Here is a 23,127-nt window from a genome sequence, read left to right as displayed (position 1 = left end):
AAGAGCTAGTCAGTTAATTTCAGCTCATCCAAAAACTTTTTAGTTTTGAGATTGAGATCAATCGTTTCCTGATAAATACGATCAATAGCTCTGCGCGTAGCTTTTTTGGTAATAGAATTAATTTTAATATCACCTAATCTGTTAAAGGGGAGTAAAAAAATAGTTCTCAAAACAGCTGTTTCTTTTGGTTTCAAATGTAAACGAGCTGGATCAGCATAAAAATGCTTACTGCATAAAATACCGCCTTTTCTGATTGAATAATCAAACTCTCCCTGCTTTTCTCCACAGATCACACAGCTTCTCAGTTCTGGCTCTACTCCGTAAGCTGCTAACAATTGCATTTGTACTATCTGAGTTATCATTTCAGGATCAGTACCAGAGTTAATTTTTTGCAAAGCAAAATTTGCTAGATCGTAATACCTGCCTAAATTTTGATATTCAATAAATGCGTGATCTATCAGGTCAAGAATAAAAGAAGCGTAAGCATTTTTAATTAAATCGTCATATAATCCATCAAATTGTTTTACATTTTTGTATGTCCTTAAAGTACTCAAGCCATGGCCAGAAGAATAAATGACATAAGTTCCATAAGAGAAATTAAGCAATGATGCACCTAATTTAGACTTTGCTTTTAGTGCACCACGAGCAAGCAATGTGATTATGCCATTTTTTTCAGTCATAATTTTAGCCAGCAAATCAGCCTCATGATACTTTTGTCTTTTAAAAATTATGCCATTAACTTCCTCGAGTTCACGAACCATTAGGCTAGATCCTTTGGATTATAACCTATTCTTCTTAAAAATTGCGGGTCAGAACGCCAATTGTGCTGTACTTTTACCCAAAGATGCAAATTAACTTTTTCACCTAATAAATCTTCTATTTGGAGTCTGGAATTGATACCAATTTGCTTGAGCATCTTACCGCCTTTGCCAATAATTATGCCTTTTTGCCCATTTTTTTCAACATAAATTGTTGCTTCAATCTGCAATTTATTGTTTTCATGCTTATTCATTTGTTCCACCCAAACAGCGGTAGCATGGGGCACCTCTTCAGCTGTAAGCTTTAAAATTTGTTCACGAATTAATTCTGCAACCATAAAGTATTCTGGTCGATCCGTAATTTGATCAGTGCCATAATACTTGGGCCCTTCAGGCAAATACTGGTGTAAAACCTGAAATAAATCACTAATTCCAATTCCCTGAGTTGCCGAAACTGGTAAAAACTCCCTAAAAATGTTTAGCTTACGATATTGATCAATTATTGGTAAAAGCTCGTTGGGATTAACTGTATCTACCTTATTAATTAGAAGTAAAACTGGAACCGTCGCTTTTTGCAATAACTCTGCTATGTAAGCATCACCCTTGCCCATTTTTTCTGGTTCAACCATAAACAAAATGAGATCAACATCGTTCAAGCTAGACAAGCTGGCTTTATCCATGTAATCATCTAAATCTAGGTGCGGCTTAAATATACCGGGAGTATCAATAAAAATCGCCTGCATATCACCAGTTGTTAAAATTCCAGAGATTTTATTACGGGTAGTTTGCGGTTTGCTAGAAGTAATGGCTACCTTTTGACCCACTAAATAATTCATGAGCGTAGACTTACCAACATTCGGTCTTCCTAGCAGAGCAACAAAGCCTGACTTAATTTTCTTCTCTTCTACCATTATTTACTATTTACCTCTGCCTTCATCTAACTGATCGGGATACAAGGGCAATCCATATTTTTCTAATACCTTTCCTTGTATTTTAAACATGGTTTTTGCTTCGCCTGGTTCAATATGATCATACCCGCTAAGATGCAAAAAGCCATGGACTAGAGTATAACCAAATTCACGGTCCCAACCGGTACCATATTCCTTACTGTGTCGCATAATAACGCTGGGACACATAAATAAGTCACCAATATCTTCAATGAATTCAGGATTATCAAATGTGCTAAAATCAATTTGATCTTCCCCATCTTCAATAGCAAAAGAAATTACATCAGTTGGCCTATCTTTACCGCGATATTTTTTATTAATTTCATTACTGCGTTTTTCATTAATAAAGTTAATACTCATTTCCAAGTCGTTCTTTTTATTTATTTCCTTTTTAGCAAGCAAAAGGAGATTGGTAATCCACTTTTGCCAATCACGTTTTTCATTGTCAAGAAAACCAACTTCATCATTAAAAGTAATGTCTATTGAATCCATTAAATCTATTTTTCTTCCTTTTCGTAGGCATTAATAATTTTAGCAACAACTGGGTGGCGAACAACATCATTAGCTGAAAACCAAATAAATTTAATTTGTTCAATTTTCTTCAAAATACGTTCAGCATCTATTAAACCACTGCGTTGTTTACCGGGAAGATCAACCTGCGTCATATCACCATTAACGATCATTTTCGAATTAAAGCCAAGCCTGGTTAAAAACATTTTCATCTGCGCGTCAGTAGTATTTTGTGCTTCATCAAGGATAACAAACGCATCATCCAATGTACGTCCACGCATGTACGCCAATGGAGCGACCTCAATAACACCGCGTTCCATTAAATGATCGGTAGTATTGTTGCCTAAAATTGCATAAAGCGAATCATAAATGGGCCTTAAGTAAGGATCAACTTTTTCTTTGAGATCACCAGGTAAAAATCCCAGTGACTCTCCAGCTTCAACTGCAGGCCTAGTCAAAATAATCCTGGATACTTCGCCCTTTTTAAAAGCAGCAACAGCACAAACAACGGCAATAAATGTCTTACCGGTACCAGCAGGACCGATCCCAAATACAACATCATTTTTTTCAATGGCTTCGACATATTTTTTCTGCCCCATATTTTTGACTCTAATCGGCTTGCCTTTAGCATCCCGAATCAAAATCTTTTTATATAGATCAGGAAAATATTCTGTTGTTCCTTTATCTGCCATTTTCATCGCACTAACAACGTCAGCTGGACCAATGTTAATATTAGCATTAACAACGTTGTCTAAAGCTTTCAGGACAGCTGAAACTTTTTGGATGTCATTGTCATTACCTTGAATAGCTATACTATTGCCAGTATCAACTACACTAGCATTATAACCGGTAGATAAAAGGCTTAAATTGTTATCGTTAATACCAACTAATTTCTGGATATTCTCAGGATTTTTAGGAATAAAATTGGTTTGGGCCAAATAACTCTGCTCCTTTTCTTATGCCTAATTCAGTTGTTTGCGCACGACTGCAGAAGCTTCTTTGCCATCAGCTTTACCTTTGATTTTAGGCATTAATACTTTCATTACTTTTCCAAAATCTGACTTACCTTGAGCATTCACTTCTGCAATTGCTGAAGAAACAGCTTGATCGAGCTCTTCAGGGGTCATTTGCTTAGGCAAATAGCTTTCAACAATCGCTAGTTCCTGTTTAGTTTCATCTGCCAGGTCTTTACGATCAGCCTTGGTAAATTCTGCAATTGATTCTTCACGCTGCTTTTTTTCTCGGCTAAGGACCGTCAGTTCTTCTTCGGCGGTTAAATCGTGACCAGCTTTAATTTTTTCATTCATCAATGCGGATTTTATCATGCGCACAGTGTTCAGTCTAACTTTGTCACGAGCTTTCATCGCTTCTTTCATATCTGACATTATTTGCTCAGATAAACTCAAATGAATTCCCTCTTTCTTCACAAAATCTAGCTAAATTATAACAAATTTACACCCTAGTTTAAATTAAATAAATCATTAAACTTTAATTATTGTTAATAAAAAACGACTTCTATCAGCTTGATAAAAGTCGCTTTTAAATTAATAATGTCTGCGTTTCCGAGCAGCTTCGGATTTCAGCTTCCTACGAACGCTAGGTTTTTCATAAAACTCGCGCTTGCGGTATTCCTGTAAAGTACCACTTCTAGAAACGGAACGTTTAAAACGACGAAGAGCATCATCAATAGACTCGTTTTCGTGAACGACTGTCTTGGCCATATGTGATCCCTCCTTCCATTTCTTGACGTTACCGTCATACATTTAACTAAATTATATCAAACATCACCGGTGGGTCAATACAAACGAACAATATTTTTCAAATTTTTCACAGGAAAAACTTAATCTGTTAATGATTTTGGTTAAATTGTATAATTAAAGAAAAAAAGGAGTAAATAATGGCTGAAGAAACACCAAAAAAAGAAGTTAACATAATAATAATTTCAGATTCTGCCGGTGATACTGCTTTTAACAATGCTGTTGCCGCAGCCGCCCAGTTTCCTGATGCGCAGATTAATTACAGGAGATATCCATTCATTATTAATAAAGAGAAATTAGAAGATACTTTTGCAGAAATAATACAATATCAAAATTTACTGCTTATTTATAGCTTGGTAAAAGATGAAATGCAGATTCCGGTTATTCGTTTTGTTAGAGAACATCATATTCAAAGTGTGGATATTTTATCACCAGCAATCGAATCGATTCAAAAATTGACTGGTCTTAAGCCGCAACAAAGAATTGGTGCCCAACATAAAATGAATCAAAAATATTTTGATCGCATTTCAGCCATGGAATTTGCAGTTATGTATGACGATGGTAAAGATCCCAAGGGCTTTTTAGAAGCCGATGTGGTACTTTTAGGAGTTTCAAGAACATCCAAAACCCCCTTGTCGCTTTTTTTAGCAAACAAAAATTTAAAAGTAGCTAATTTACCTTTGGTACCTGATACCCATATTCCTAAAGAAATTTATCAAATTGATCCTAAAAAAATTATTGGTTTGACAAATGACCTCTCTGTCTTAAATGAAATCAGACGTGAAAGAATGATTTCTTATGGTCTAAATCCCGATACCTCTTACTCTAATATCGATGCCATAAAAAAAGAATTGGATTCAGCCCAAAAGCTTTATGATCAACTCGGTTGTTTTGTAATAAACGTTGCTCACCGCTCGATCGAAGAGACTGCAGCAATTATTATGAATCATTTAGGTGTTCAAAGCTAAAAGCAAATAAGGCATCTAATTATGGTATTTATGTTTAAATAAAAATTAAAGAGGTGTAATAAATGAGTAAAAATGAAAAAATGGCTAATTTAGATACTGCAATATTTGCAGGAGGTTGTTTTTGGTGCATGGTTAAACCGTTTGATTCCCTACCTGGAATTAAAAAAGTAATTTCGGGTTATACCGGTGGACATGTGCCCAACCCAACCTATGAACAAGTATGTACAGGAACGACAAGACATACTGAGGCTGTCGAAATCACTTATGATCCCGAGGTTATGCCTTATGAAAACTTGCTTAACTATTATTGGCAAGTAACTGATCCAACAGATGCTTCAGGACAATTTCAAGATCGCGGAGATAACTATCGTCCCGTAATTTTTTACAATTCTCCTGCTCAAAAAGAAGCTGCGGAAAAGTCAAAAACAGCTCTCCAAAATAGTGGCAGGTTTGATGATCCAATAGTTACAAAAATTGAACCAGCCAAGCCATTTTATCCTGCTGAAGATTATCATCAGGATTTTTACAAAAAAAATCCCCTACGTTATAGTCTTGAAGAATCTGGTGGTAGAGAAGATTTCATCAAAAAACATTGGCAAAATTAGTCGAAGATAGATTAAAAACTCTTTAAATTTCACGGAAATGTGTTAGTATACTTAAGAAAAATACTAGTTTTTATTTTTATATAGAAGCTAGTATTTATTATTTTTAATTAGCAATTTTTCGCAAAGGAATAATTAAATAATGGATCAGCTTGACGCATTCAATCGACGGTATAACCTACTCTCTAAAATTTCTGCCTCATTTTTCTATTCGCTAGCCGTAGCTGTAGCTCTAAACTTCTTTTGGACTCCAGGACACATGTATTCCTCAGGAATAACCGGTTTTGCCCAATTAATTAATACCATGAGTGAGCGCTTTTTACCCGTTACTCTATCAACTTCTGCTTTGTATTTCGTATTGAACTTGCCTCTGCTTTTGCTTGCCTGGATAAAGATTGGACATAAATTTACGTTTTTTACCATCATTACGGTCATACTGGGATCAATTATGATGCGGGTAGTTCAACCACTAAACATGCATCTGGATCCACTTGTCTGTGCAATTTTTGGTGGTATGATCAATGGCCTGGGAACAGGTTTTGCGCTTAAGAACGGTATATCTACAGGTGGACTTGACATCATAGGCATTGTCATTCAAAGAAAAACAGGGACGAGTTACGGTAAAATCAGTATTTTAATAAATTTGATAATTATAGCTGCTGCTGGATTTGCTTTTGGATGGACACGTGCATTATACTCTGCTCTGACAATTTTTATCAACGGCCGCGTAATAGATGCTGTTTATACTCAACACCAAAAGCTGCAGGTGACTATTGTTACTGAACAACCTCATGCTATTATTGATGGCATTCAGGAAAAAATGCACCGCGGCATTACAATTTTCCATGATGTTGAAGGGGCTTACAGTCATAATGAGAAAAAAGTACTGATCACTGTGATTGACCGCTATGATATGTATGACATATTACATATTGTTAAAAAAAGCGACCCTTACGCTTTTATGAGTGTAACAGAAGTAGAACGGGTTTACGGCAGTTTTAAGGAACAAGAAATAGTTTAATAAGAACTCAAAAAGAACATGACTAAGTGCCATGTTCTTTTTTACATAATTTTTATTATTTAAAGAGCTTTTTATATTCTCCATAACCTTTTTGCTCTAATTGCTCATAAGGGATGAACTCTAAAGCCGAAGAATTAATGCAATATCTAAGTCCCCCTTTATCTGATGGCCCATCATCAAAAACGTGTCCTAAATGAGAGTCACCATCAGGACTTTTGACTTCTGTTCTCTCCATATTATGAGACTGATCACGGTGGTAGACTAATTTTTTAATAGGTCGTGTAAAACTTGGCCAGCCACACCCTGCATCATATTTGTCTTCACTCGAAAATAATGGTTCACCTGATACAATATCAACATAAATTCCTTTTTGATAGAAATCATCGTATTTGCCTTTGAATGGATAATCAGTTGCAGCTTGCTGAGTCACTTGGTACTGATCCGGAGTTAACTGCTTCAATCTCTTATTTTTTTCATTTTGATCCATAAATCACACACTCCTTACTTGATATATTCAATATAACAAAAATAAATAGCATGGACTAACTATAAACTCACTAAAATAATACTTTTTCTTAATTTTATTTATGGTCAGGCTGGGTTATAATATGGTTTCAAGAAAAATAGGAAGGATCTTATTATGCCACATTTAGCAAAAAACTTATCTGCAAAAATAAATTCTAGAATTAGAAACTTGCCTAATTCTGAAATCAGATCTTTTAGTCAAAAAATTTCTCAAATTCCCGGGATAATAAAATTAACAATTGGTGAGCCTGATTTAAATACTCCTGAGCATATAAAACGAGCGGCAATTGATGATATTAATAGTAACGACTCCCATTATGCTCCAGAAGCTGGTAAGGAAAAATACTTAAGCTCCGTCAGCAAATATTTAAAAAAGAGTTTGGGTGTAAGCTATGATCCTAAAAGTGAAATTTGTGCTATTGTAGGTGTCTCAGAGGGACTAAATATTGCCGCCATGGCTTTGCTAAATCCGGGAGAGAAAATCATTGTTCCTACTCCGGTTTGGGAAGTTTATTTTGGTATTATAAAAATGGCTGGTGGTATACCTGTACAAGTTGATACTTCTGCGGATAATTTTCTTTTGACAGCCAAAAAACTGACTGAAACACTTGAAAATGAAGGCAAGGGAGCAAAAGCTGTTATCATTACTGACCCCTCTAACCCAACAGGTCGAGTATACTCAAAGCAAAACTTACAAGAGTTAGCAGAGGTTATCACTAAATATGATATATTTGCAGTAAGTGATGAAATTTATGCGGAATTAATTTACGGTGAAAAAAAGCATTACTCTCTGACACAGATTATTCCGGAAAGAACTGTTTTGTTATCAGGGTTATCAAAAAGCGTTGCAATGACAGGTTGGAGAATTGGTTATATCGCGGGGCCTGCCGAGCTAATGAAATCAATGATCAAAATACATTCATTTTTGATTTCTTCTGTAACTGATAATGTTCAGATTGCGGCATCAGAGGCATTAGAACACGGTGATCAAGACTATATTGAAGCCAGGGAAAAATACCAAAAGCGTTTGTATCTTCTTCAAGATGGTCTAAAGAAGAATGGCTATACTATGGCTACACCAGAAGGAGCTTTTTATATTTTTGCTAAAATACCAACTAAATTCGGCTGTGACGATGTCGCCTTTGCCAAAGATTTAGCTGAAAAAGCCAAAGTTGGAGTAACCCCTGGCAGTTTTTTTGGTGCAGGTGGTCATGGGTATGTTCGCTTTTCATATGCATCTTCTGAAGAGAAGCTCAAAGAGGCTATCAAGCGCATAACTGATTATACTAATAATAACTAAAAAGCTAATTTCTTGGGATTTTCAACTCTAGTAGTTTAAAATTTAAAGAGTAGTCGTTTATATTTTTAACAAGAGAAAGGGTTAAGATTATGCAAGTAACAATGAAAAATGAACCTCTGTCAACGAATGGTGAACCACCAAAAGTGGGCGAACAATTGCCAAGTTTCAAGGTAAAACAGGCAGACGGTTCTGTTGTTTCAATGGAAAAATTAGTTGACAAGCCTACTTTAATCAGTGTGGTACCTAATATTAATACCAGTGTCTGCAGTATTTCTACTAAAAAGTTTAATGGTGAAGTTGATAAGTTTAACGGTATCAATTTCTATACTATTTCTACCAATACTCCAGAAGAGCAAAAAAACTGGTGTGCAGCAGAAGGCGTTTCTAAAATGAAACTTTTGTCAGATGATTCTTTTGATTTTGGTAAAAGTATGGGTTTATATATTGAAGCTAATAAATTAGATTCCAGGAGCGTTTGGATCGTTGATGCAGATAAAAAAGTTTTGTATCAAGAACTTATTCAGGAATTAACTAACGAGCCTAATTATGATAAGGCTTTAGATTTTTTACAAAATTTAAAATAAACCAGTTAAAAGCGGTTAAGGAAATGATTTCCTTAACCGCTTTTTTTCTTTAAAAAACAGGTTTATCAAGTACAGTCCACTTATCAAATGTTTGATCTGCTAAATCAAATTTGTCTGGGTTTAATAAAAATTCCTTGGCTTTAACTACCAAAGGCGAAGAGTTTGCAATACTTATTTTTGCTAATGGTATCGTGACTGCTCCTAATGAGTCTTGACCGGTAAATTGTTTAACTTCTCCTTGAACCTTGCCAACTGCTTTCTTTATTTCATAAAAAACACAAATATGTTGATTCAAATGCCATTGTTTGTAATCCCAAGGGTATTTAAATGAAGTAACACCAATTTGCCTGTAATCTTGAACTATTAGACCTGTTTCTTCATTTACTTCACGCATAACTGCACGGTTTAATGATTCCCCGTCTTCTAAACTACCTCCTGGTAAGTCGTAGCGATTTATATAAGGTCCACCCTCTTTTTTGATTACAACTAGATTTTGTTGATCACCAATAATGCCATAACAGCCAAAGGCTCGATGAAACCTGTCAGTCATATGATTTCCTCCTAATTCAGGTCATTTTTTAAACAATAAGTGAACAAAATAGCATGAAGACCATAATTCTTCATGCTATTTTGATATTTGTCTTCTCTTTAATCCCAAGTGGTATTTTGTGCAGCATCTTTTTCGGCTTGTGCTTTCAAGTTTGCCTCAATTTTAGCTACGTCGTCTTGATACTTATCTTCGACCTCAATACCCAAATCAGTTAATTGCTGTTCAGATACAGGAGCAGGCGCGTGCATCATTGGTTCTGAAGCATTGGCATTTTTCGGGAATGCCAATACATCACGGATATTATCTTTTTCAGCAAGCAGCATTGCAAAACGGTCAAGCCCGATAGCAAGTCCTGCATGTGGTGGAAAGCCCATATCCAAAGCTTCAAGAAGGTAGCCAAACTGTTCATAAGCACGTTTTTTGGTAAAACCAAGGGCCTTAAACATTTTTTCCTGAATTGAACGCTTGTGAATACGTATTGAACCTCCACCCAATTCATCACCGTTCATAACTATATCATAGCTGCGAGCATGAGCCTTGTGCGGCTCAGTATCCAATAATTTAATACCTTCATCATCGGGCATAGTGAATGGATGGTGTGCTGCAATCCATCTACCGAATCCTTCATCATATTCAAATAATGGCCAATCAACCACCCACACAAAGTTGAATACATGTTTTGGAATAATATTTGTTTCTTTAGCGAATTCACGACGCAAATGGTCAAGTGAGTCGCAGCAAACTTTCCATTTGTCAGCAATAAATACGACTAATTCGCCGCCTTGCAAGTTAAATTCATTAATTAAAGCAGCTTTATTTTCATCAGTTAAGAAACGAGAAACGGGACCGGAGAATTCACTATCTTCAAATTTGACCCAAGCCAAACCTTTTGCGTGATAACGCTTAATATAGTCCTGCTTTTTCTCAATTTGTTTGCGAGAGTATCTTTGAGCACCATCTTTAACTGCAATCCCTTTAACAAAACCACCATCTGCAATGGCATTAGAGAACACTTTAAAAGAACTATCTTTAAAGATTGCACTTAGATCATGAATTAACATGCCGAAACGGGTGTCTGGCTTATCTGTTCCGTAATTATTCATTGAATCTGTCCAAGAAATGCGGTCAATTGGAGTTCTTAGATCAATTCCCATTACGTCTTTCATGATTTTCTTGAGCAAGCCTTCTGTGTAGTCCTGTACTTGCTGCTCATCAGTAAAAGAGGTTTCCATATCAATCTGCGTAAACTCAGGCTGTCTGTCACCCCGCAAGTCTTCATCCCTAAAGCATCTAGCTAACTGGTAATATTTATCAAAGCCCGCTCCCATTAATAATTGCTTGAATAATTGGGGAGATTGTGGCAGAGCGTAAAAACTGCCAGGATAAATTCTGGATGGAACTAGATAATCACGTGCACCTTCAGGTGAAGACTTTCCTAAAATTGGTGTTTCAATGTCAATGAAACCATTTTGATCAAAAAATTCGTGTGTGGCTCGTAATATTTTTGACCGTAAAATGATAGCATTTTGTAAGTTTGGTCTACGCAAATCCAAATAGCGATACTTTAGTCTGGTTTGTTCAGCAACCTCAACGTCATCTTTAATTTCAAATGGTGGGTTCTTAGACTCATTTAAAATGATTATTTCCTCAGCCTCAACTTCGACCTCTCCCGTTTTCATATCAGGATTAATACTTGAACGTTTGACTACTTTTCCTTTGACTTGAATTACATATTCATTTCCTAGTGAATCTGCAATAGCCATTAATTCTTGACCTGAATCATGGTTAACTACTACTTGGACAAGGCCTTCACGATCGCGTAAATCGATAAAAACCAAATTACCCAGATTACGCACTCTCTGAACCCAGCCATATAAATTTACATCCCGATTAAGGTAGTCCTGAGTGATATTGCCACAATAGTCAGTTCTTTTTTCCATTTTTTTCATTTTTATTCCTTTAATTGTTCCATTACCGCATTCATATTTTCGAGATCATTAAAACTAAACTTAAAAGTTTTAGCATCAGCAAGTCTTTTAACATTTAAAACTTTGTCAGCTAATTCTTTACCGCCAAGTGTAATAACGAACTTTGCTTTTGCTCTATCCGCTTTTTTGAATTGAGCTTTTAACTTTTTTTGCTCAACATCATATTGAGCTTTCAGCCCTTGCTTACGCAATAAACGTGCAATTTCAACTGTTTTTACTTCTGTTTCTTGACCGATATTGGCTATAAAGAAATCAATGCCCTGATCTGCAAAAAGTTCCGGATTTTGTTTGTGCAATACCAGCATCAAGCGTTCTTCTCCAATGCCAAAACCAACTGCTGGAGTACTTGGTCCGTCAAATTCCTCTACTAAGTTATCGTAACGACCGCCGCCAAGAATTGTTGAAGCAGATTCCCAAATGCTTTTATCTTCGACCATGAATTCAAAAATTACACCAGTATAGTAGTCCAGTCCACGAACTAAATCATTATCGATCACATAATTAATCTTTAATTGATCCAGCATCTTTAAAATTTGGTCAAAATTTTCCTTTGATTCATGATCCAAATAATCAACTATTTTAGGTGCATTCGGTAAAAATTGCTTATCCTGTTCATCTTTGGAATCCAGAATACGCAAAGGATTCTTTTCTAACCGTCTTTTTGAATCATCAGAAAGCTGGTCTCTAACTGGTTTAAAATAATTAACTAGTGCATCATGATAATCTTGCCGTACTTGTGAATTTCCTAATGTATTGATATGCAATTCATAATTTTTCACACCTAGCTTGGCCAGTAAATCATGAGCCAGAACTATTGTTTCCACGTCAGCCAAAGGATTTGCGGAACCAAAACTCTCAATGCCAATTTGGTGAAACTCTCTTTGACGCCCTGCTTGGGGCCTTTCATAGCGAAATGTCGATTCAATATAATAAACATTTAAAGGCTTAACAATTTCTGGTGCATAAAGTTTATCCTCAACGTAAGCTCGCACTACCCCCGCTGTTCCTTCAGGCCTTAAAGCAATATGTCTGCCGCCTTTATCATTAAAGTCATACATTTCTTTTTCAACAACATCAGAAGTTTCACCACTCGAACGTGAAAAAACATTGTAGTTTTCAAAACTGGGTGTCCGAATCTCGCGGTAATTTGCCCCTTTAAAAAAGTCGCGTAATATTTGTTCGACTTTTTCCCATGAACCAGATTCATCTGGCAAAATGTCAACTGTTCCTTTAGGTCTTTGAACTCTCATTTAATCATCCTTTTAATAAAAAAACGTCCTTGAATAAATCAAGGGCGCTCTGATTTAGCACGGTACCACCTTTTACCTGCTGCGAATAACGCTCGCGATGCGATTATTATCTGGTAAAGGGGTCACAGTTAGTTTTTTTCCACCTTTTCACCAAAAATAGGCGGTCTCTGAATAAAAATACCAAACTTCAGTCTTTGTCATTGATAATTCTTTTTTAGAATATAGTTTTCACAGTTAAAAGTCAACCTGTAGTACTATTTATGCACGATATTTACAGATCCAACACGATTGTGAAAGGTCCATCATTTTCTAAATCAACCTGCATGTCAGCACCAAATTCACCTGTCGCTACGGTTAATCCTAAATTTTTCAATTCTTTATTAAATTGTTCCCATAACTCTTTTGATTTCGGTGGCCTCATAGCTTTGATAAAACTTGGTCGATTACCCTTTTTGGTATCTGCTAGTAAAGTAAACTGACTAACACTTAATATTTGTCCGCCAACATCTTTAATTGCCAAATTAGTTTTACCCTTTTTATCTTCAAAGATACGCATTTTGGCAATTTTAGCAGCTGCCTTTTTAACAATATCGGCTTCATCGCCTTCTTTTAACCCAACCAGCAATAACAAACCCTTGGAGATCTGTCCTACTATATTTCCAGCAATTTTGACACTAGCTCGATTTACTCTTTGGATTACAATCCGCATTAATTATCAGCTCTCCTTGTCTGATATACATCTGGTATATCTCTTAACTTGGTTAAAATATCATCTAGTTTTGCTGAATTGTTCACCGCCACTGTAGCATATATATGTGCAATATTATTTTCGTTGACTTTGCCTGAGATATTATTAATATTTGGGGTTAACGTATTCAACTTTGTAATGACATCAGTGAGTAATTTGCCCCGGTTGTAACCGAAAACTTCAATATTAGCATTAAATGCTTGGGCACTGTTTTCTGCAACATTCTCCCATTGAACTTCAATCAGCCTGCCCTTACTTTCGTCATTATTTACTATATTGCGACAGTCTGTTCGATGAATTGTCACGCCCCGGCCTTTAGTAACATAGCCGACAATGTCGTCTCCTGGAACTGGATTGCAACACTTGGCCAAATGAAGCATCAAGTCACTTATGCCCTGAATCATGACACCATTTTTGTGCTTGATCTTCATTGCCTTAGAATCTTTTTTACTTGGTGGATTTTCCGAAACTGCTTTTTGTCCTGAATTCAGAATTTCTTCTTCAAGCTGTTTTTGTTTCTTCTTTTCATTCTCGTGCCGTATATCTGCAGTTAATCTGTTGACCACACCAATCGCGGAGAGATCACCAAAACCAATTGAAGCATACATTTCATCTGCTGTGTGATAATTTATTTGCTCCAATAGTGGCTCAATATGTTCTTTTGACATAAATACTTTGGGTGAAAGTCCTTGCTCACGCAGTTTGTCGGCAACCATTTGCTCGCCCTGCTCAATACTATGGTCACGATCAAGATTTCTAAAGTATCTGCGAATTTTGTTTCGTGCGCGCGAGGTCTTAACTAAATCGACCCAGTCGCGTGATGGGCTTGCGTTTGACTGCGTCATTATTTCGATGACATCACCATTTTTCAATTTATAATCAAGAGGTACTAACTTACCATTGACTTTGGCTCCGACCGCATGGCTACCCACTTGAGTATGGATTTCATAAGCAAAATCCAAGGTCACTGACCCTTTTGGCAGTTCATAAACTTCACCTTTAGGAGTAAAAACATAAACGCGATCAGAGAAGATTTCGCTTTTAACGCTTTTCATGAATTCATCAGCGTCTGATGTTTCATCTTTTAACTCTAAAATTTCACGTACCATGTCCAATTTTTCATTTGAACTGGTTTGCTCTACACCTTTAAAATTGCCTCTCTTATATGCCCAGTGAGCAGCGACACCGTATTCCGCAACTTCATGCATTTGTTCGGTTCTGATTTGTATTTCCAGGGGTCTGCCCCCAGGACCGATAATAGTGGTATGAAGTGACTGGTAGCCGTTGACCTTAGGAACAGCAATATAGTCCTTGAACCGGCCAGGCATCGGTTTCCACTTAGTATGGACTGCTCCTAAAACTGCATAACAGTCTTTTACTGTTTTAACAATTACGCGTACTGCCAACAAGTCATAAATTTCATTAAAATCTTTATGCTTGTTGACCATTTTTTTATAAATAGAATAAATATGCTTTGGCCGACCGTATATTTCGTACTTAATGCCCAGACTATCCAAACTCTCCTTAAGTGTCTTGATTGCATCTTGGATATATTTTTCCCTTTGGCTGCGTTTAAGACTCATTAAATTAACAATCCGGTAATATGCTTTTGGGTTCAAATAATGAAAACTCATATCTTCGAGTTCCCATTTAATTGTTCCGATACCCAAACGGTCAGCTAAGGGAGCATAAATATCCATAGTCTCGGATGCAATTCGGCGCTGCTTATCAGGGCGCAAATGCTCTAAAGTATGCATATTATGCAGTCTGTCAGCTAATTTGACCATAATCACTCGAATATCTTTTGCCATTGCAATTAACATTTTTCTGTGATTTTCAGCCAAAAATTCTTGGTGTGATTTATACTGGTATTTATTTAATTTAGTAACGCCATCAACTATAAAAGCAACATCTTTGCCAAACTTTTCCTTGATATCATCATTGGTAACTGGTGTATCTTCTACCGTATCATGTAAGAATCCTGCTGCAATTGTATCAGGGTCAAGACTCAATTTTGCAAGAGTACCAGCAACTTGGGTGGGATGAACGATATATGGCTGTCCGGAGGCTCTTTTTTGGTCTTTATGGGCATTTGCAGCAAATTTATATGCTTTTTCAACAAACGCAATTTGATCATCATTCATATATTTTTTACAGGTATCTATCACCTGTTCATGTGTCATTTCGATGTACTTTGACATATAATATCGCCCCTTCTAGCACTAACCGTAAATTTGATTATCCATTAAACCAAATATTTCCAAAATGAGATAAATTAACGCAAACAAAAAGTTATAATTAGCATATTTCAATAAAACAATTAAGCAAAAACAGCCTGGCATAAACAAGAGCCAATAGTGCCTTAAATTAAGTGCTTTAATCAATTTGCCAATGTGATAGCTGATTATGCTGTTGAGCATTATAAATAACAGTCCCACGCGATAAATAGTCCTTATTGAAAAAAGGCTAAATATGAGTGGCAAAACCATGACTAACATACTCCAGCTAATTACAGGTGTAATTTTATAGCTATTTAACTTTTTAAAAAAAGGAATATTTTTTAGTTTATCAATCAACTTGTCAGTTCCTTACTAATTTAATTATCTATTATAACTCTATTTAGTTATCTTTTCTTTCAATAATTAACCCAATCCAACGTCCTTGTTGCATTGATAATATAATTTGGAATCCATTTGCAGTCAAAGCTTTCTTGATTTTTTCTATCTGATCACAATCTATTCCAGAAAAAATCACTTTTCCGTTAGAAGTCAAGTGCTCATCCAACTCTGGAATTAAATCAAGTAAAATTTCAGCCAAAATATTTGCTACAATAATATCATACTTATCTTTAACTTTATTTAATAAGTTCGTTTTCTGCACTTTTATATTAGTTAAATTATTTAAAGATATATTCTCATTAGCAGCAGTTATTGCCTCATCAGATATATCTGTCGCTAAAACTGATCTCGCTCCTAAAATAGACGAAGCAATTGCTAAGATTCCAGAACCAGTGCCAACATCACAAACAGTCTCTGGCTTGATTAAAATCTGTTCCAGTCCTAACAATGCTAGTTGAGTAGTCTTATGTGAACCAGTGCCAAATGCCAAACCGGGATCAAGTTTAATTATGTTTTGGTCTTTAAAAGCCGGCTTATATTGTTCCCATTCAGGAACTATAGCCAGGTGCCTGGAAAAGTCAATTGGATGATAAAATTTTTGCCACACTGTATTCCAGTCTTCATCTTTGATATAAGAGGCACTCACTTCAGCCTGGCCTATTTTCAAACCATAGCTTTTTAATTCAGACAACTTTTTTTGGTACTTTTTAACTAATTCTGCCTTATCTTGTTCCATATCAAAATATGCTAAAAATTCCAAATCTTCAGGTAAGTCTTTTATTTCGTCAAGTTTAACAATTGTTGAATCAGATTCCCAACCTGCTTGTTCGAAGTCTGAACGCTTCCGCGTTTCTGTGCCCAAACAGTGCAGTACATCCTGACTATATATATTTAATGCATCTTCAACTTCATGACTAGTTTCTATTTTAATAATTAACAATTTCATTATTTTTTTAACTCCCTTTTATTTTCCCTTTTATCAATGCTATCATTAAAAAGGTGATCATTATGTCAAAAAAGAAAAATAAGATTGAAAAGACGCTTGTCGAAAAAATATTAGATAGGGATAAAATCTCATATCGGCAAGCAGAGTTTGCTACACATGAAGACTCGGGTGGTGTGGCAAAAATGGATACATCCATTTTAAACGAGAATGAACATTTGGTCTATAAAACTTTGGTGTGCTGTGGAAATAATACGCCTACTTTAGTAGCTGTAATACCAGTAACCGAGCATTTGAGCATGAAAAAATTAGCAAAAAATTCAGGTAATAAAAAATGCGAAATGTTACCCTTAAAAGATTTAGAAAAAACCACCGGTTATGTACATGGGGCAAATACTCCCATCGGCATCTATTTTAAACATCATTTTCCCATTTTTCTTGATAATAGCATGGTCAGCGAAAAAGAAATTGCTGTTTCCAGTGGCAAAATCGGGCGTAGCGTGTTTCTAGATCCTCAAGATTTGCAAAAAATTACACATGCAAAATTTTGTGATTTACTGGAATAAAAACAGAATATAAATTTCGTCTTCTGAAAATTTTTCTTCTAAAAAGTTGCTTAAGTTATAGTATTAAAACGTTTTTTCTAATATAATTAAAACAAATAAAAAGTATAAAGAATAGGAAAAAGCAAATGACATTGTTAACAGATGAACAACTTGCGAATATCGCACATGACTATTTTTTGAGCAAGCTGAACATTGCAGAAATCTCGAAAAAGTATAATCTCTCTCGTTATCTGATAGCTAAGGCAATAGAAGAAGCCGAAGATAAGGGAATTGTAAAAATTAGTATTTATCAAAGCCCTAAACGATCACAAAAACTTGAGCGTGAATTTCAAAGATTTTTTGATTTAAAGGAAGTCTATATTTTAGAAGATAAAGAGACTAAAAACCAAGATAATGAAATGATTGTTAACTTTGCAGCTAAACAAATACAGAATTATATTAATTCAGCTCATGTTGTCGGCTTAACTTGGGGAACTCTCTTAAGAGACATTATTGATAATTTTTCAGCAGAAACGCGTGATGATTTGACTTTTGTGCAGTTGTTAGGTCAAGTGGTTAATGCAAGCAAGCGTAAACTACCATTAATTCAACATGCTGCGAATAAGTTCAGCGCAAAATGTCTAACTTTTCCTGCCCCTCTTTATGCGATCGATCCCACTTTAGTAAAAAAGGTTCATAAAGAACCATATTATGAATACATAGAAAAATATTTTTCACAACTCGACTTAGTGTTTGCAAGTATCGGAACATTCCAGTCGTTAGAATCAGGTCAATTCTTTATGGATCATTATGCAGACAAACTATTTACGGGATTAGAGAAAAATCAATTAGCAGGAATTGTTTTTGGCAGGCCTTATGATATTAAAGGACGTTTTTATAGTCCCATAGAGCCACATATATCTGGTATCAGCCTTTCTAATATTTTTGCAATTCCTGATCGCTTTGTAATTGTTAGAAATCGCTTTAAAGAAGATGCTCTTTTGGGAGCGTTAAGGACAGGCGTAATAACTCACTTGATCACTACTAGTGGAATAGCAGAAAGAGTTTTGCATAAGAATGACACTCTTTAGTTTTAATCAGACGTTATCTCCTGCCTGTACAAATTAGTGATATAATTTTGTAATTCTGAGACTGAATGTCTTCTTGAACGAGCACATTCTTTGGCAGGTCTTGAACATAAAAAACATTTGCGAACAGGCATACCCAGTTCTTTGCGGGATATAGCCTGTTTTTGCTTATTAATCAAAACATCAGCATCAAAAAGTCGATTTAGTTTTTGATGTTCTTCAAATTCAACTGCTTTTTCTTTTACAACTCTGTAGTTACTATTAACAAGGTAAAAATTTTCTGGACCCGTTACTTTTTCCCAATGTTCATAGAGAATAAAAGGCAAATTATTGCTTTGAAAAACTTTTTCTAAATCAAAAATACCTTCGGCAAATATTTTTTCTAAATAACAATTGTTTTTAATAGGCCCGGGAATATTCAATTTAACATCTAATAATGTAGCCTCTGGAAACTTTTGCAAAATTTCTTGTTGAAGCTTAACTCGTTCATCTTTATTTTCCAGTACTTCAGCTATACTCTGAGGCTTACCTTCAGCAAAAATTGTTTTTAACATCTGACATCCTCCTCTTTTTATATTATAGCCAAAAAATGTGAGAACAAGTTAAAGCTCATTCTCACACTTTTTTTAAAATAAATAATTAGTCTTTTACTTGCTTAATTGTATCGATAATTGTGCCATCCCGATACTGAATAAGAGCAACAGTCCGATCAGTATATGCCAGTGGTTTTGGAACTCCAACTTGTTGTTGAGCCATTTTTTGAAGTTCCTTAATATCAACTACATTAAGTTCAGGCACTTTGGCAAAAGCATCTATGAGATCCTTACGACGTGGATTAATTGCAATTCCTCTTTCAGTTACCAAAACATCAATTGAATCACCAGGAGTTACAACTGTTTCAACTGCTGGAACAACAGTCGCATTTCGTCCGCGTACCAATGGAGCAGTAATAATAGTCATTTTGGCTGCAGCTGCATCTTGGTGACCACCAATAGCACCACGGATAACACCATCAGAACCGGTCATTACGTTAACGTTGAAATCTGTATCAATCTGTAAAGCCGAAAGAATAGCAACATCTAAATTATTAACTACTGCCCCTTTGTTGTGAGGATCAGCATACCAAGAGGCATCAATTTCTTGTTGGTTTTTATTCTTGGCCATTGATGCTGCAGCACCTTTATCAAAATCCTGCACATCCATAATTTTTTTGACCAGGCCTTCCTCAAGTAGGTCGGTTGTGGGCTTGGTAATGCCACCTAGAGCAAACGATGCTGTGATGCCATCTTTTAACATTGATTCTCTTAAATATCTGGTCACAGCAAGAGCAGCTCCGCCAGATCCTGTCTGAAAAGAAAATCCTTGCTTATAATAAGGTGAATTAGTAATTACCTGATTAACGGTTTGCGCAATCTTCAGCTCTTTTGGATCTTTAGTAAAACGAGTCGCTCCTGAACCAATTTTATCCGCATCACCTATTTGATCAACCTTAACAACGTAATCGACCTGAGTTTGTTTAATAGAAGCAGGAGTATTTGGATAATCAACAATGTTGTCTGTCAATAAAACTACTTTATCCGCATATTGAGAGTCAATCAATGCGTAACCTAAAGAACCGAATACAGCATCTCCTTCTTGACCATTAGCATTTCCTGCGGGATCAGAATTGGGGACACCTAAAAAAGCAACATCAATTTTGATTTCTCCTTCTTCAATTGAACGAGCCCTATTGCCGTGAGAACGGAAAATTACCGGATTCTTCAGTCCACCATGGGAAACAAAATCTCCTAAGCTGCCTCTCATTCCAGAAGAAGTAATATTGGTAATGACACCCTTTTTAATTGCTTCAATTACTTTGTCATTCATAACACCAGTCAAAGAAGAAGGAGCTAAAGTCAGATTTTGATAACCCATTTTAATAATTAAATCCATTACTTTATTAAAAGCAAAATCGCCATTTCTAAAGTGATGGTGAAACGAGATAGTCATACCATCTTTTAGCGTCTTTTTGATAACTTCTTCTAAAGAATCGACCACTTTTGATTCACCGGTGGTAACTTGTACTTTGGGTGCAACTCTCTTTACTTCAGGATTGCCAACTACAACAGACTTAAATGGTTTAAGATTCATATCAGTCATCAAATCATCCGGCAAATTGCGCTTTACTTTATTCTCCAATGTAATTACCCTCCTCATCAATTAAATTCGAAGCTTTTGCTGTTTCAATAACACGATCAGCTTTTTCAACTACAGGTTTGTCAACCATCTTACCGTTCATCGAAATTACTCCAGAACCTTTTGCTTTTGCTTCCTGAATTGCATTTTGCACAGCAAGTGCATTTTCAATTTCGTCTTTAGTAGGATTGAATACTTTATTAACCATTGGAATTTGCCGTGGATTGACCAAAGACTTACCATCATACCCAAGTTCATAAATATATTTTGTCTCGCGGTAAAATCCCTCGGTGTCGTTCATATTTGAAAAAACTGTATCGAAGGCATAAACATCTGCAGCTCTAGCAGCTTGTAAAACCATATTACGAGCAAATTCAAGTTCACGTCCGTCAGGATACCGGTGAGTGTGCATATCAGCAGTATAATCTTCGCCAGAAACTGCCAAACCCATCATTAATGGTGTGGCCGTTGCAATTTCAGGTGCATTAAGAACACCTTTAGCACTTTCAATTGCAGCCATTACGCCAATAGAACCTTTTTCAACGCCATATTCTTCTTCTGCCTTTTCCATATCAGCTACTAATTTTTTAATCATTGCAGCTGATTCAGTTTTTGGCAGACGAATAACATCGACTCCTGCTCGAACCATTGCCTTTACATCTTCGTCATAAAAAGGCGTATCTTGACCATTAATTCTGACAACTACTTCTGCACCACCAAAATCAACGGTTTTAATGGCATTAAATACTAACATTCTCGCTGCATCTTTTTCAGTTAGAGAAACTGCATCTTCCAAATCTAACATAATGGAGTCAGCACCATAGATACCGGCATCCTTAACCATAGCTGGATTATTCCCCGGCACAAACATCATAGTTCGACGCAAACGATTTTTTACGTAAGTCATTTATTGTAGTACCTCCAATCTTGGTTTATCAGTAGTTTCGGTTGCTCTTTGAGCTGCAGCCAATGTACGTGCAGCAATTACGCAGTCAAGAGCGCCTTTATCAGTTGCTTTAACCTTTGCATTTTCAATTCCGAATTTTTTAAGTACATCTGTTATTACTTTTTTGATCTGATCCCCGTAAGATTTGGCTACTTCGGATTCCAAATCAATTTCAACGCCATTTTGACCAGCTGATACCATTATTTGAATATCTGAAGATTCTAAAGTTCCTGCCACTCCAACAGTCTTAATTTCCATTGATGTTCATTCCTTTCTCTATTCTTTCTTGTAAAATTTGATAGTTTTTATTAATAAAATCAAAAGTAGTTGGTGGAACTAAATTTGAAATGTCTTTTAAATTATTACTTTTGATCAGCTGACGGACTCGTGTAGCTGTAATTATTTGATCGTTATTGCAAAAGCGCTTAACAATTTCAACGTCAATTTTGGGACTAAGTGTGTTTTTTAAGCTTTGATTATAGAAATTAGTTGTTCTTGAAAATGGTTCAGTACCTAAATAACGCTTTTTTATTGCCAGTTTCGGTGCAATTTTATTTTTAAAAATTAATGCATCAATTTCTGTTTGCGTAGCGATCAGTTCATCAGGTGATTTTAAAAAGTATGCCGGAAAAGTTGATTGAGAAACTAAATAGTCTCCACCACTAACTACTAACACATTTTTGTATTCAGAGGTTCCTTTTTTTACAAGTTCCATTCTTTCATTCGTTTTAAATAACGAAGCATCCGTAGCAACAACAAACACATATACCAGATCATTCTCGCTACTAGCAAGTTTTACCAGCCCTTGATGACCTAAAGTAAATGGATTAGCGTTCATGACAATTGCTGCAACTTTTTTATGATTTTGGTCTTTTATTATGGGAATTTTTGCCAAAAAATCCTGAATATTTGGTGTTCCACTCTCTAAAAAAGCAGCCTCATCGGTATGAGCTAGTTCCTTAAAGTTTAAATGAGAAAAACTGGATGAATATTTTGACTTAGTGAATACAAACGAATGATAAATTCTTTGACTAAAAAGATATTCTTGTAGTGCTGAAACTATTTGATTAAATCTTGCTCCTTGAACAGATTCATTATTTGAAACCGCAATATATTTGAGAACATTTCCAGCAATGCTACCTGTGCCTACTAACTGACCATCTTCATCAATTAGGCCAACTGTATGATCAATCACAGCAACTTCACGAGAGCTAAAATTATTAATTCCTTGACTAATCAGGAATTTTTGCCACCTTTTTTTGGTTTCCGGCAAGGTTAAAAAAAGTTCTACGGTTTTATCCATT

The 23,127-nt window shown here is 35.7% G+C and carries 25 protein-coding genes; 7 read left to right on the top strand and 18 right to left on the bottom strand.

Features of this window, described 5'->3' with window-relative positions; genetic code table 11:
* Positions 1–5: 5 nt before the first annotated feature.
* The 6 genes from recO to rpsU form a co-directional block, all read right to left on the bottom strand.
* On the bottom strand, positions 6–761 hold the full coding sequence (recO, locus tag H3U49_RS01735; RefSeq protein WP_198179181.1) for a DNA repair protein RecO: 756 nt from the start codon (positions 759–761) through the stop codon (positions 6–8).
* Positions 761–1,669: a GTPase Era gene (gene era / locus H3U49_RS01730; protein ID WP_198179179.1), complete on the bottom strand. Its 909-nt coding sequence runs from the start codon at positions 1,667–1,669 to the stop codon at positions 761–763. Before era ends, recO begins: the two co-directional genes overlap by 1 nt.
* 6 nt (positions 1,670–1,675) lie before the next feature.
* Positions 1,676–2,197 carry an rRNA maturation RNase YbeY gene (gene ybeY / locus H3U49_RS01725; RefSeq protein WP_198179177.1) on the bottom strand — a complete coding sequence of 174 codons (522 nt, stop codon included), beginning with the start codon at positions 2,195–2,197 and terminating at the stop codon, positions 1,676–1,678.
* Between the two features lie 5 nt (positions 2,198–2,202).
* Complete coding sequence (locus H3U49_RS01720) at positions 2,203–3,153, bottom strand: PhoH family protein (RefSeq protein WP_198179175.1); 951 nt, start codon at positions 3,151–3,153, stop codon at positions 2,203–2,205.
* A 24-nt stretch (positions 3,154–3,177) separates the two neighbouring features.
* On the bottom strand, positions 3,178–3,621 hold the full coding sequence (locus tag H3U49_RS01715; protein ID WP_122052427.1) for a GatB/YqeY domain-containing protein: 444 nt from the start codon (positions 3,619–3,621) through the stop codon (positions 3,178–3,180).
* A gap of 138 nt (positions 3,622–3,759) precedes the next feature.
* Entirely contained in the window at positions 3,760–3,936 is a 177-nt protein-coding gene (gene rpsU / locus H3U49_RS01710) for a 30S ribosomal protein S21 (protein ID WP_009560161.1), read from the bottom strand.
* 176 nt (positions 3,937–4,112) lie between these two features.
* Between rpsU and H3U49_RS01705 the strand changes: the two genes are divergently transcribed.
* The 3 genes from H3U49_RS01705 (at position 4,113) to H3U49_RS01695 (ending at position 6,563) form a co-directional block, all read left to right on the top strand.
* On the top strand, positions 4,113–4,940 hold the full coding sequence (locus tag H3U49_RS01705; RefSeq protein WP_198179174.1) for a pyruvate, water dikinase regulatory protein: 828 nt from the start codon (positions 4,113–4,115) through the stop codon (positions 4,938–4,940).
* A gap of 62 nt (positions 4,941–5,002) precedes the next feature.
* Positions 5,003–5,545 carry a peptide-methionine (S)-S-oxide reductase MsrA gene (gene msrA, locus H3U49_RS01700; RefSeq protein ID WP_198179173.1) on the top strand — a complete coding sequence of 181 codons (543 nt, stop codon included), beginning with the start codon at positions 5,003–5,005 and terminating at the stop codon, positions 5,543–5,545.
* A 139-nt stretch (positions 5,546–5,684) separates the two neighbouring features.
* Positions 5,685–6,563 carry a YitT family protein gene (locus tag H3U49_RS01695; RefSeq protein ID WP_198179172.1) on the top strand — a complete coding sequence of 293 codons (879 nt, stop codon included), beginning with the start codon at positions 5,685–5,687 and terminating at the stop codon, positions 6,561–6,563.
* 55 nt (positions 6,564–6,618) lie between these two features.
* Here the strand turns inward: H3U49_RS01695 and msrB are convergent, their stop codons facing one another.
* Positions 6,619–7,050 carry a peptide-methionine (R)-S-oxide reductase MsrB gene (gene msrB, locus H3U49_RS01690; RefSeq protein ID WP_198179171.1) on the bottom strand — a complete coding sequence of 144 codons (432 nt, stop codon included), beginning with the start codon at positions 7,048–7,050 and terminating at the stop codon, positions 6,619–6,621.
* 153 nt (positions 7,051–7,203) lie between these two features.
* Between msrB and H3U49_RS01685 the strand changes: the two genes are divergently transcribed.
* Both H3U49_RS01685 and tpx read left to right on the top strand, forming a co-directional pair.
* Positions 7,204–8,388, top strand: coding sequence for a pyridoxal phosphate-dependent aminotransferase (locus H3U49_RS01685; RefSeq protein ID WP_198179170.1), 1,185 nt, complete (start codon positions 7,204–7,206; stop codon positions 8,386–8,388).
* Between the two features lie 89 nt (positions 8,389–8,477).
* Complete coding sequence (tpx, locus tag H3U49_RS01680; RefSeq protein ID WP_198179169.1) at positions 8,478–8,972, top strand: thiol peroxidase; 495 nt, start codon at positions 8,478–8,480, stop codon at positions 8,970–8,972.
* A 49-nt stretch (positions 8,973–9,021) separates the two neighbouring features.
* Here the strand turns inward: tpx and H3U49_RS01675 are convergent, their stop codons facing one another.
* From H3U49_RS01675 to prmA, 6 genes are all read right to left on the bottom strand, one after another.
* Complete coding sequence (locus H3U49_RS01675; protein ID WP_198179168.1) at positions 9,022–9,522, bottom strand: NUDIX hydrolase; 501 nt, start codon at positions 9,520–9,522, stop codon at positions 9,022–9,024.
* Between the two features lie 98 nt (positions 9,523–9,620).
* Positions 9,621–11,471, bottom strand: coding sequence for an aspartate--tRNA ligase (gene aspS, locus H3U49_RS01670; RefSeq protein ID WP_198179167.1), 1,851 nt, complete (start codon positions 11,469–11,471; stop codon positions 9,621–9,623).
* A 2-nt stretch (positions 11,472–11,473) separates the two neighbouring features.
* Positions 11,474–12,760, bottom strand: a complete 1,287-nt coding sequence (gene hisS / locus H3U49_RS01665; protein WP_198179166.1) for a histidine--tRNA ligase — start codon at positions 12,758–12,760, stop codon at positions 11,474–11,476.
* A 271-nt stretch (positions 12,761–13,031) separates the two neighbouring features.
* Positions 13,032–13,469 (bottom strand): D-aminoacyl-tRNA deacylase, encoded by a 438-nt coding sequence (gene dtd, locus H3U49_RS01660; protein ID WP_198179165.1) that lies wholly within the window; start codon positions 13,467–13,469, stop codon positions 13,032–13,034.
* Positions 13,469–15,709, bottom strand: a complete 2,241-nt coding sequence (locus H3U49_RS01655; protein ID WP_198179164.1) for a bifunctional (p)ppGpp synthetase/guanosine-3',5'-bis(diphosphate) 3'-pyrophosphohydrolase — start codon at positions 15,707–15,709, stop codon at positions 13,469–13,471. Before H3U49_RS01655 ends, dtd begins: the two co-directional genes overlap by 1 nt.
* A gap of 418 nt (positions 15,710–16,127) precedes the next feature.
* Positions 16,128–17,072: a 50S ribosomal protein L11 methyltransferase gene (gene prmA, locus H3U49_RS01650; RefSeq protein ID WP_198179163.1), complete on the bottom strand. Its 945-nt coding sequence runs from the start codon at positions 17,070–17,072 to the stop codon at positions 16,128–16,130.
* Between the two features lie 62 nt (positions 17,073–17,134).
* Between prmA and ybaK the strand changes: the two genes are divergently transcribed.
* Both ybaK and H3U49_RS01640 read left to right on the top strand, forming a co-directional pair.
* Complete coding sequence (gene ybaK, locus H3U49_RS01645; RefSeq protein ID WP_198179161.1) at positions 17,135–17,635, top strand: Cys-tRNA(Pro) deacylase; 501 nt, start codon at positions 17,135–17,137, stop codon at positions 17,633–17,635.
* 125 nt (positions 17,636–17,760) lie between these two features.
* On the top strand, positions 17,761–18,705 hold the full coding sequence (locus tag H3U49_RS01640) for a sugar-binding transcriptional regulator (RefSeq protein ID WP_198179159.1): 945 nt from the start codon (positions 17,761–17,763) through the stop codon (positions 18,703–18,705).
* A 2-nt stretch (positions 18,706–18,707) separates the two neighbouring features.
* On the opposite strand, the gene citX is transcribed toward H3U49_RS01640, so the two are convergent.
* The 5 genes from citX to citC form a co-directional block, all read right to left on the bottom strand.
* Positions 18,708–19,256, bottom strand: coding sequence for a citrate lyase holo-[acyl-carrier protein] synthase (gene citX, locus H3U49_RS01635; protein ID WP_198179157.1), 549 nt, complete (start codon positions 19,254–19,256; stop codon positions 18,708–18,710).
* An 85-nt stretch (positions 19,257–19,341) separates the two neighbouring features.
* Positions 19,342–20,880, bottom strand: coding sequence for a citrate lyase subunit alpha (citF, locus tag H3U49_RS01630; protein WP_305067085.1), 1,539 nt, complete (start codon positions 20,878–20,880; stop codon positions 19,342–19,344).
* Complete coding sequence (locus H3U49_RS01625; RefSeq protein WP_109586341.1) at positions 20,870–21,784, bottom strand: aldolase/citrate lyase family protein; 915 nt, start codon at positions 21,782–21,784, stop codon at positions 20,870–20,872. Before H3U49_RS01625 ends, citF begins: the two co-directional genes overlap by 11 nt.
* On the bottom strand, positions 21,785–22,081 hold the full coding sequence (gene citD, locus H3U49_RS01620) for a citrate lyase acyl carrier protein (protein ID WP_034979687.1): 297 nt from the start codon (positions 22,079–22,081) through the stop codon (positions 21,785–21,787). It lies immediately after the preceding gene.
* Entirely contained in the window at positions 22,071–23,126 is a 1,056-nt protein-coding gene (gene citC / locus H3U49_RS01615; RefSeq protein ID WP_198179153.1) for a [citrate (pro-3S)-lyase] ligase, read from the bottom strand. The genes citD and citC overlap by 11 nt, the downstream gene beginning before the upstream one ends.
* Position 23,127: the final 1 nt, after the last annotated feature.

This window comes from Lactobacillus sp. W8174 (assembly GCF_016100975.1).
In the GTDB taxonomy this organism is placed as follows: Bacteria; Bacillota; Bacilli; order Lactobacillales; family Lactobacillaceae; genus Lactobacillus; species Lactobacillus juensis.
Note: the sequence above shows the minus strand (reverse complement) of the source record. Positions and strands in the feature narration are given on the sequence as shown.

What these genes read in the sequence shown, in the direction of transcription:
- H3U49_RS01685 (WP_198179170.1), top strand. Translation starts at nt 7,204, where the DNA reads ATGCCACATTTAGCAAAAAACTTATCTGCAAAAATAAATTCTAGAATT.
- rpsU (WP_009560161.1), bottom strand. Translation starts at nt 3,936, where the DNA reads ATGGCCAAGACAGTCGTTCACGAAAACGAGTCTATTGATGATGCTCTT.
- dtd (WP_198179165.1), bottom strand. Translation starts at nt 13,469, where the DNA reads ATGCGGATTGTAATCCAAAGAGTAAATCGAGCTAGTGTCAAAATTGCT.
- citD (WP_034979687.1), bottom strand. Translation starts at nt 22,081, where the DNA reads ATGGAAATTAAGACTGTTGGAGTGGCAGGAACTTTAGAATCTTCAGAT.
- H3U49_RS01675 (WP_198179168.1), bottom strand. Translation starts at nt 9,522, where the DNA reads ATGACTGACAGGTTTCATCGAGCCTTTGGCTGTTATGGCATTATTGGT.
- H3U49_RS01625 (WP_109586341.1), bottom strand. Translation starts at nt 21,784, where the DNA reads ATGACTTACGTAAAAAATCGTTTGCGTCGAACTATGATGTTTGTGCCG.
- msrB (WP_198179171.1), bottom strand. Translation starts at nt 7,050, where the DNA reads ATGGATCAAAATGAAAAAAATAAGAGATTGAAGCAGTTAACTCCGGAT.
- citC (WP_198179153.1), bottom strand. Translation starts at nt 23,126, where the DNA reads ATGGATAAAACCGTAGAACTTTTTTTAACCTTGCCGGAAACCAAAAAA.
- H3U49_RS01705 (WP_198179174.1), top strand. Translation starts at nt 4,113, where the DNA reads ATGGCTGAAGAAACACCAAAAAAAGAAGTTAACATAATAATAATTTCA.
- ybaK (WP_198179161.1), top strand. Translation starts at nt 17,135, where the DNA reads ATGTCAAAAAAGAAAAATAAGATTGAAAAGACGCTTGTCGAAAAAATA.
- msrA (WP_198179173.1), top strand. Translation starts at nt 5,003, where the DNA reads ATGAGTAAAAATGAAAAAATGGCTAATTTAGATACTGCAATATTTGCA.
- recO (WP_198179181.1), bottom strand. Translation starts at nt 761, where the DNA reads ATGGTTCGTGAACTCGAGGAAGTTAATGGCATAATTTTTAAAAGACAA.
- H3U49_RS01695 (WP_198179172.1), top strand. Translation starts at nt 5,685, where the DNA reads ATGGATCAGCTTGACGCATTCAATCGACGGTATAACCTACTCTCTAAA.
- citX (WP_198179157.1), bottom strand. Translation starts at nt 19,256, where the DNA reads ATGTTAAAAACAATTTTTGCTGAAGGTAAGCCTCAGAGTATAGCTGAA.
- hisS (WP_198179166.1), bottom strand. Translation starts at nt 12,760, where the DNA reads ATGAGAGTTCAAAGACCTAAAGGAACAGTTGACATTTTGCCAGATGAA.
- prmA (WP_198179163.1), bottom strand. Translation starts at nt 17,072, where the DNA reads ATGAAATTGTTAATTATTAAAATAGAAACTAGTCATGAAGTTGAAGAT.
- H3U49_RS01655 (WP_198179164.1), bottom strand. Translation starts at nt 15,709, where the DNA reads ATGTCAAAGTACATCGAAATGACACATGAACAGGTGATAGATACCTGT.
- aspS (WP_198179167.1), bottom strand. Translation starts at nt 11,471, where the DNA reads ATGAAAAAAATGGAAAAAAGAACTGACTATTGTGGCAATATCACTCAG.
- tpx (WP_198179169.1), top strand. Translation starts at nt 8,478, where the DNA reads ATGCAAGTAACAATGAAAAATGAACCTCTGTCAACGAATGGTGAACCA.
- ybeY (WP_198179177.1), bottom strand. Translation starts at nt 2,197, where the DNA reads ATGGATTCAATAGACATTACTTTTAATGATGAAGTTGGTTTTCTTGAC.
- H3U49_RS01640 (WP_198179159.1), top strand. Translation starts at nt 17,761, where the DNA reads ATGACATTGTTAACAGATGAACAACTTGCGAATATCGCACATGACTAT.
- era (WP_198179179.1), bottom strand. Translation starts at nt 1,669, where the DNA reads ATGGTAGAAGAGAAGAAAATTAAGTCAGGCTTTGTTGCTCTGCTAGGA.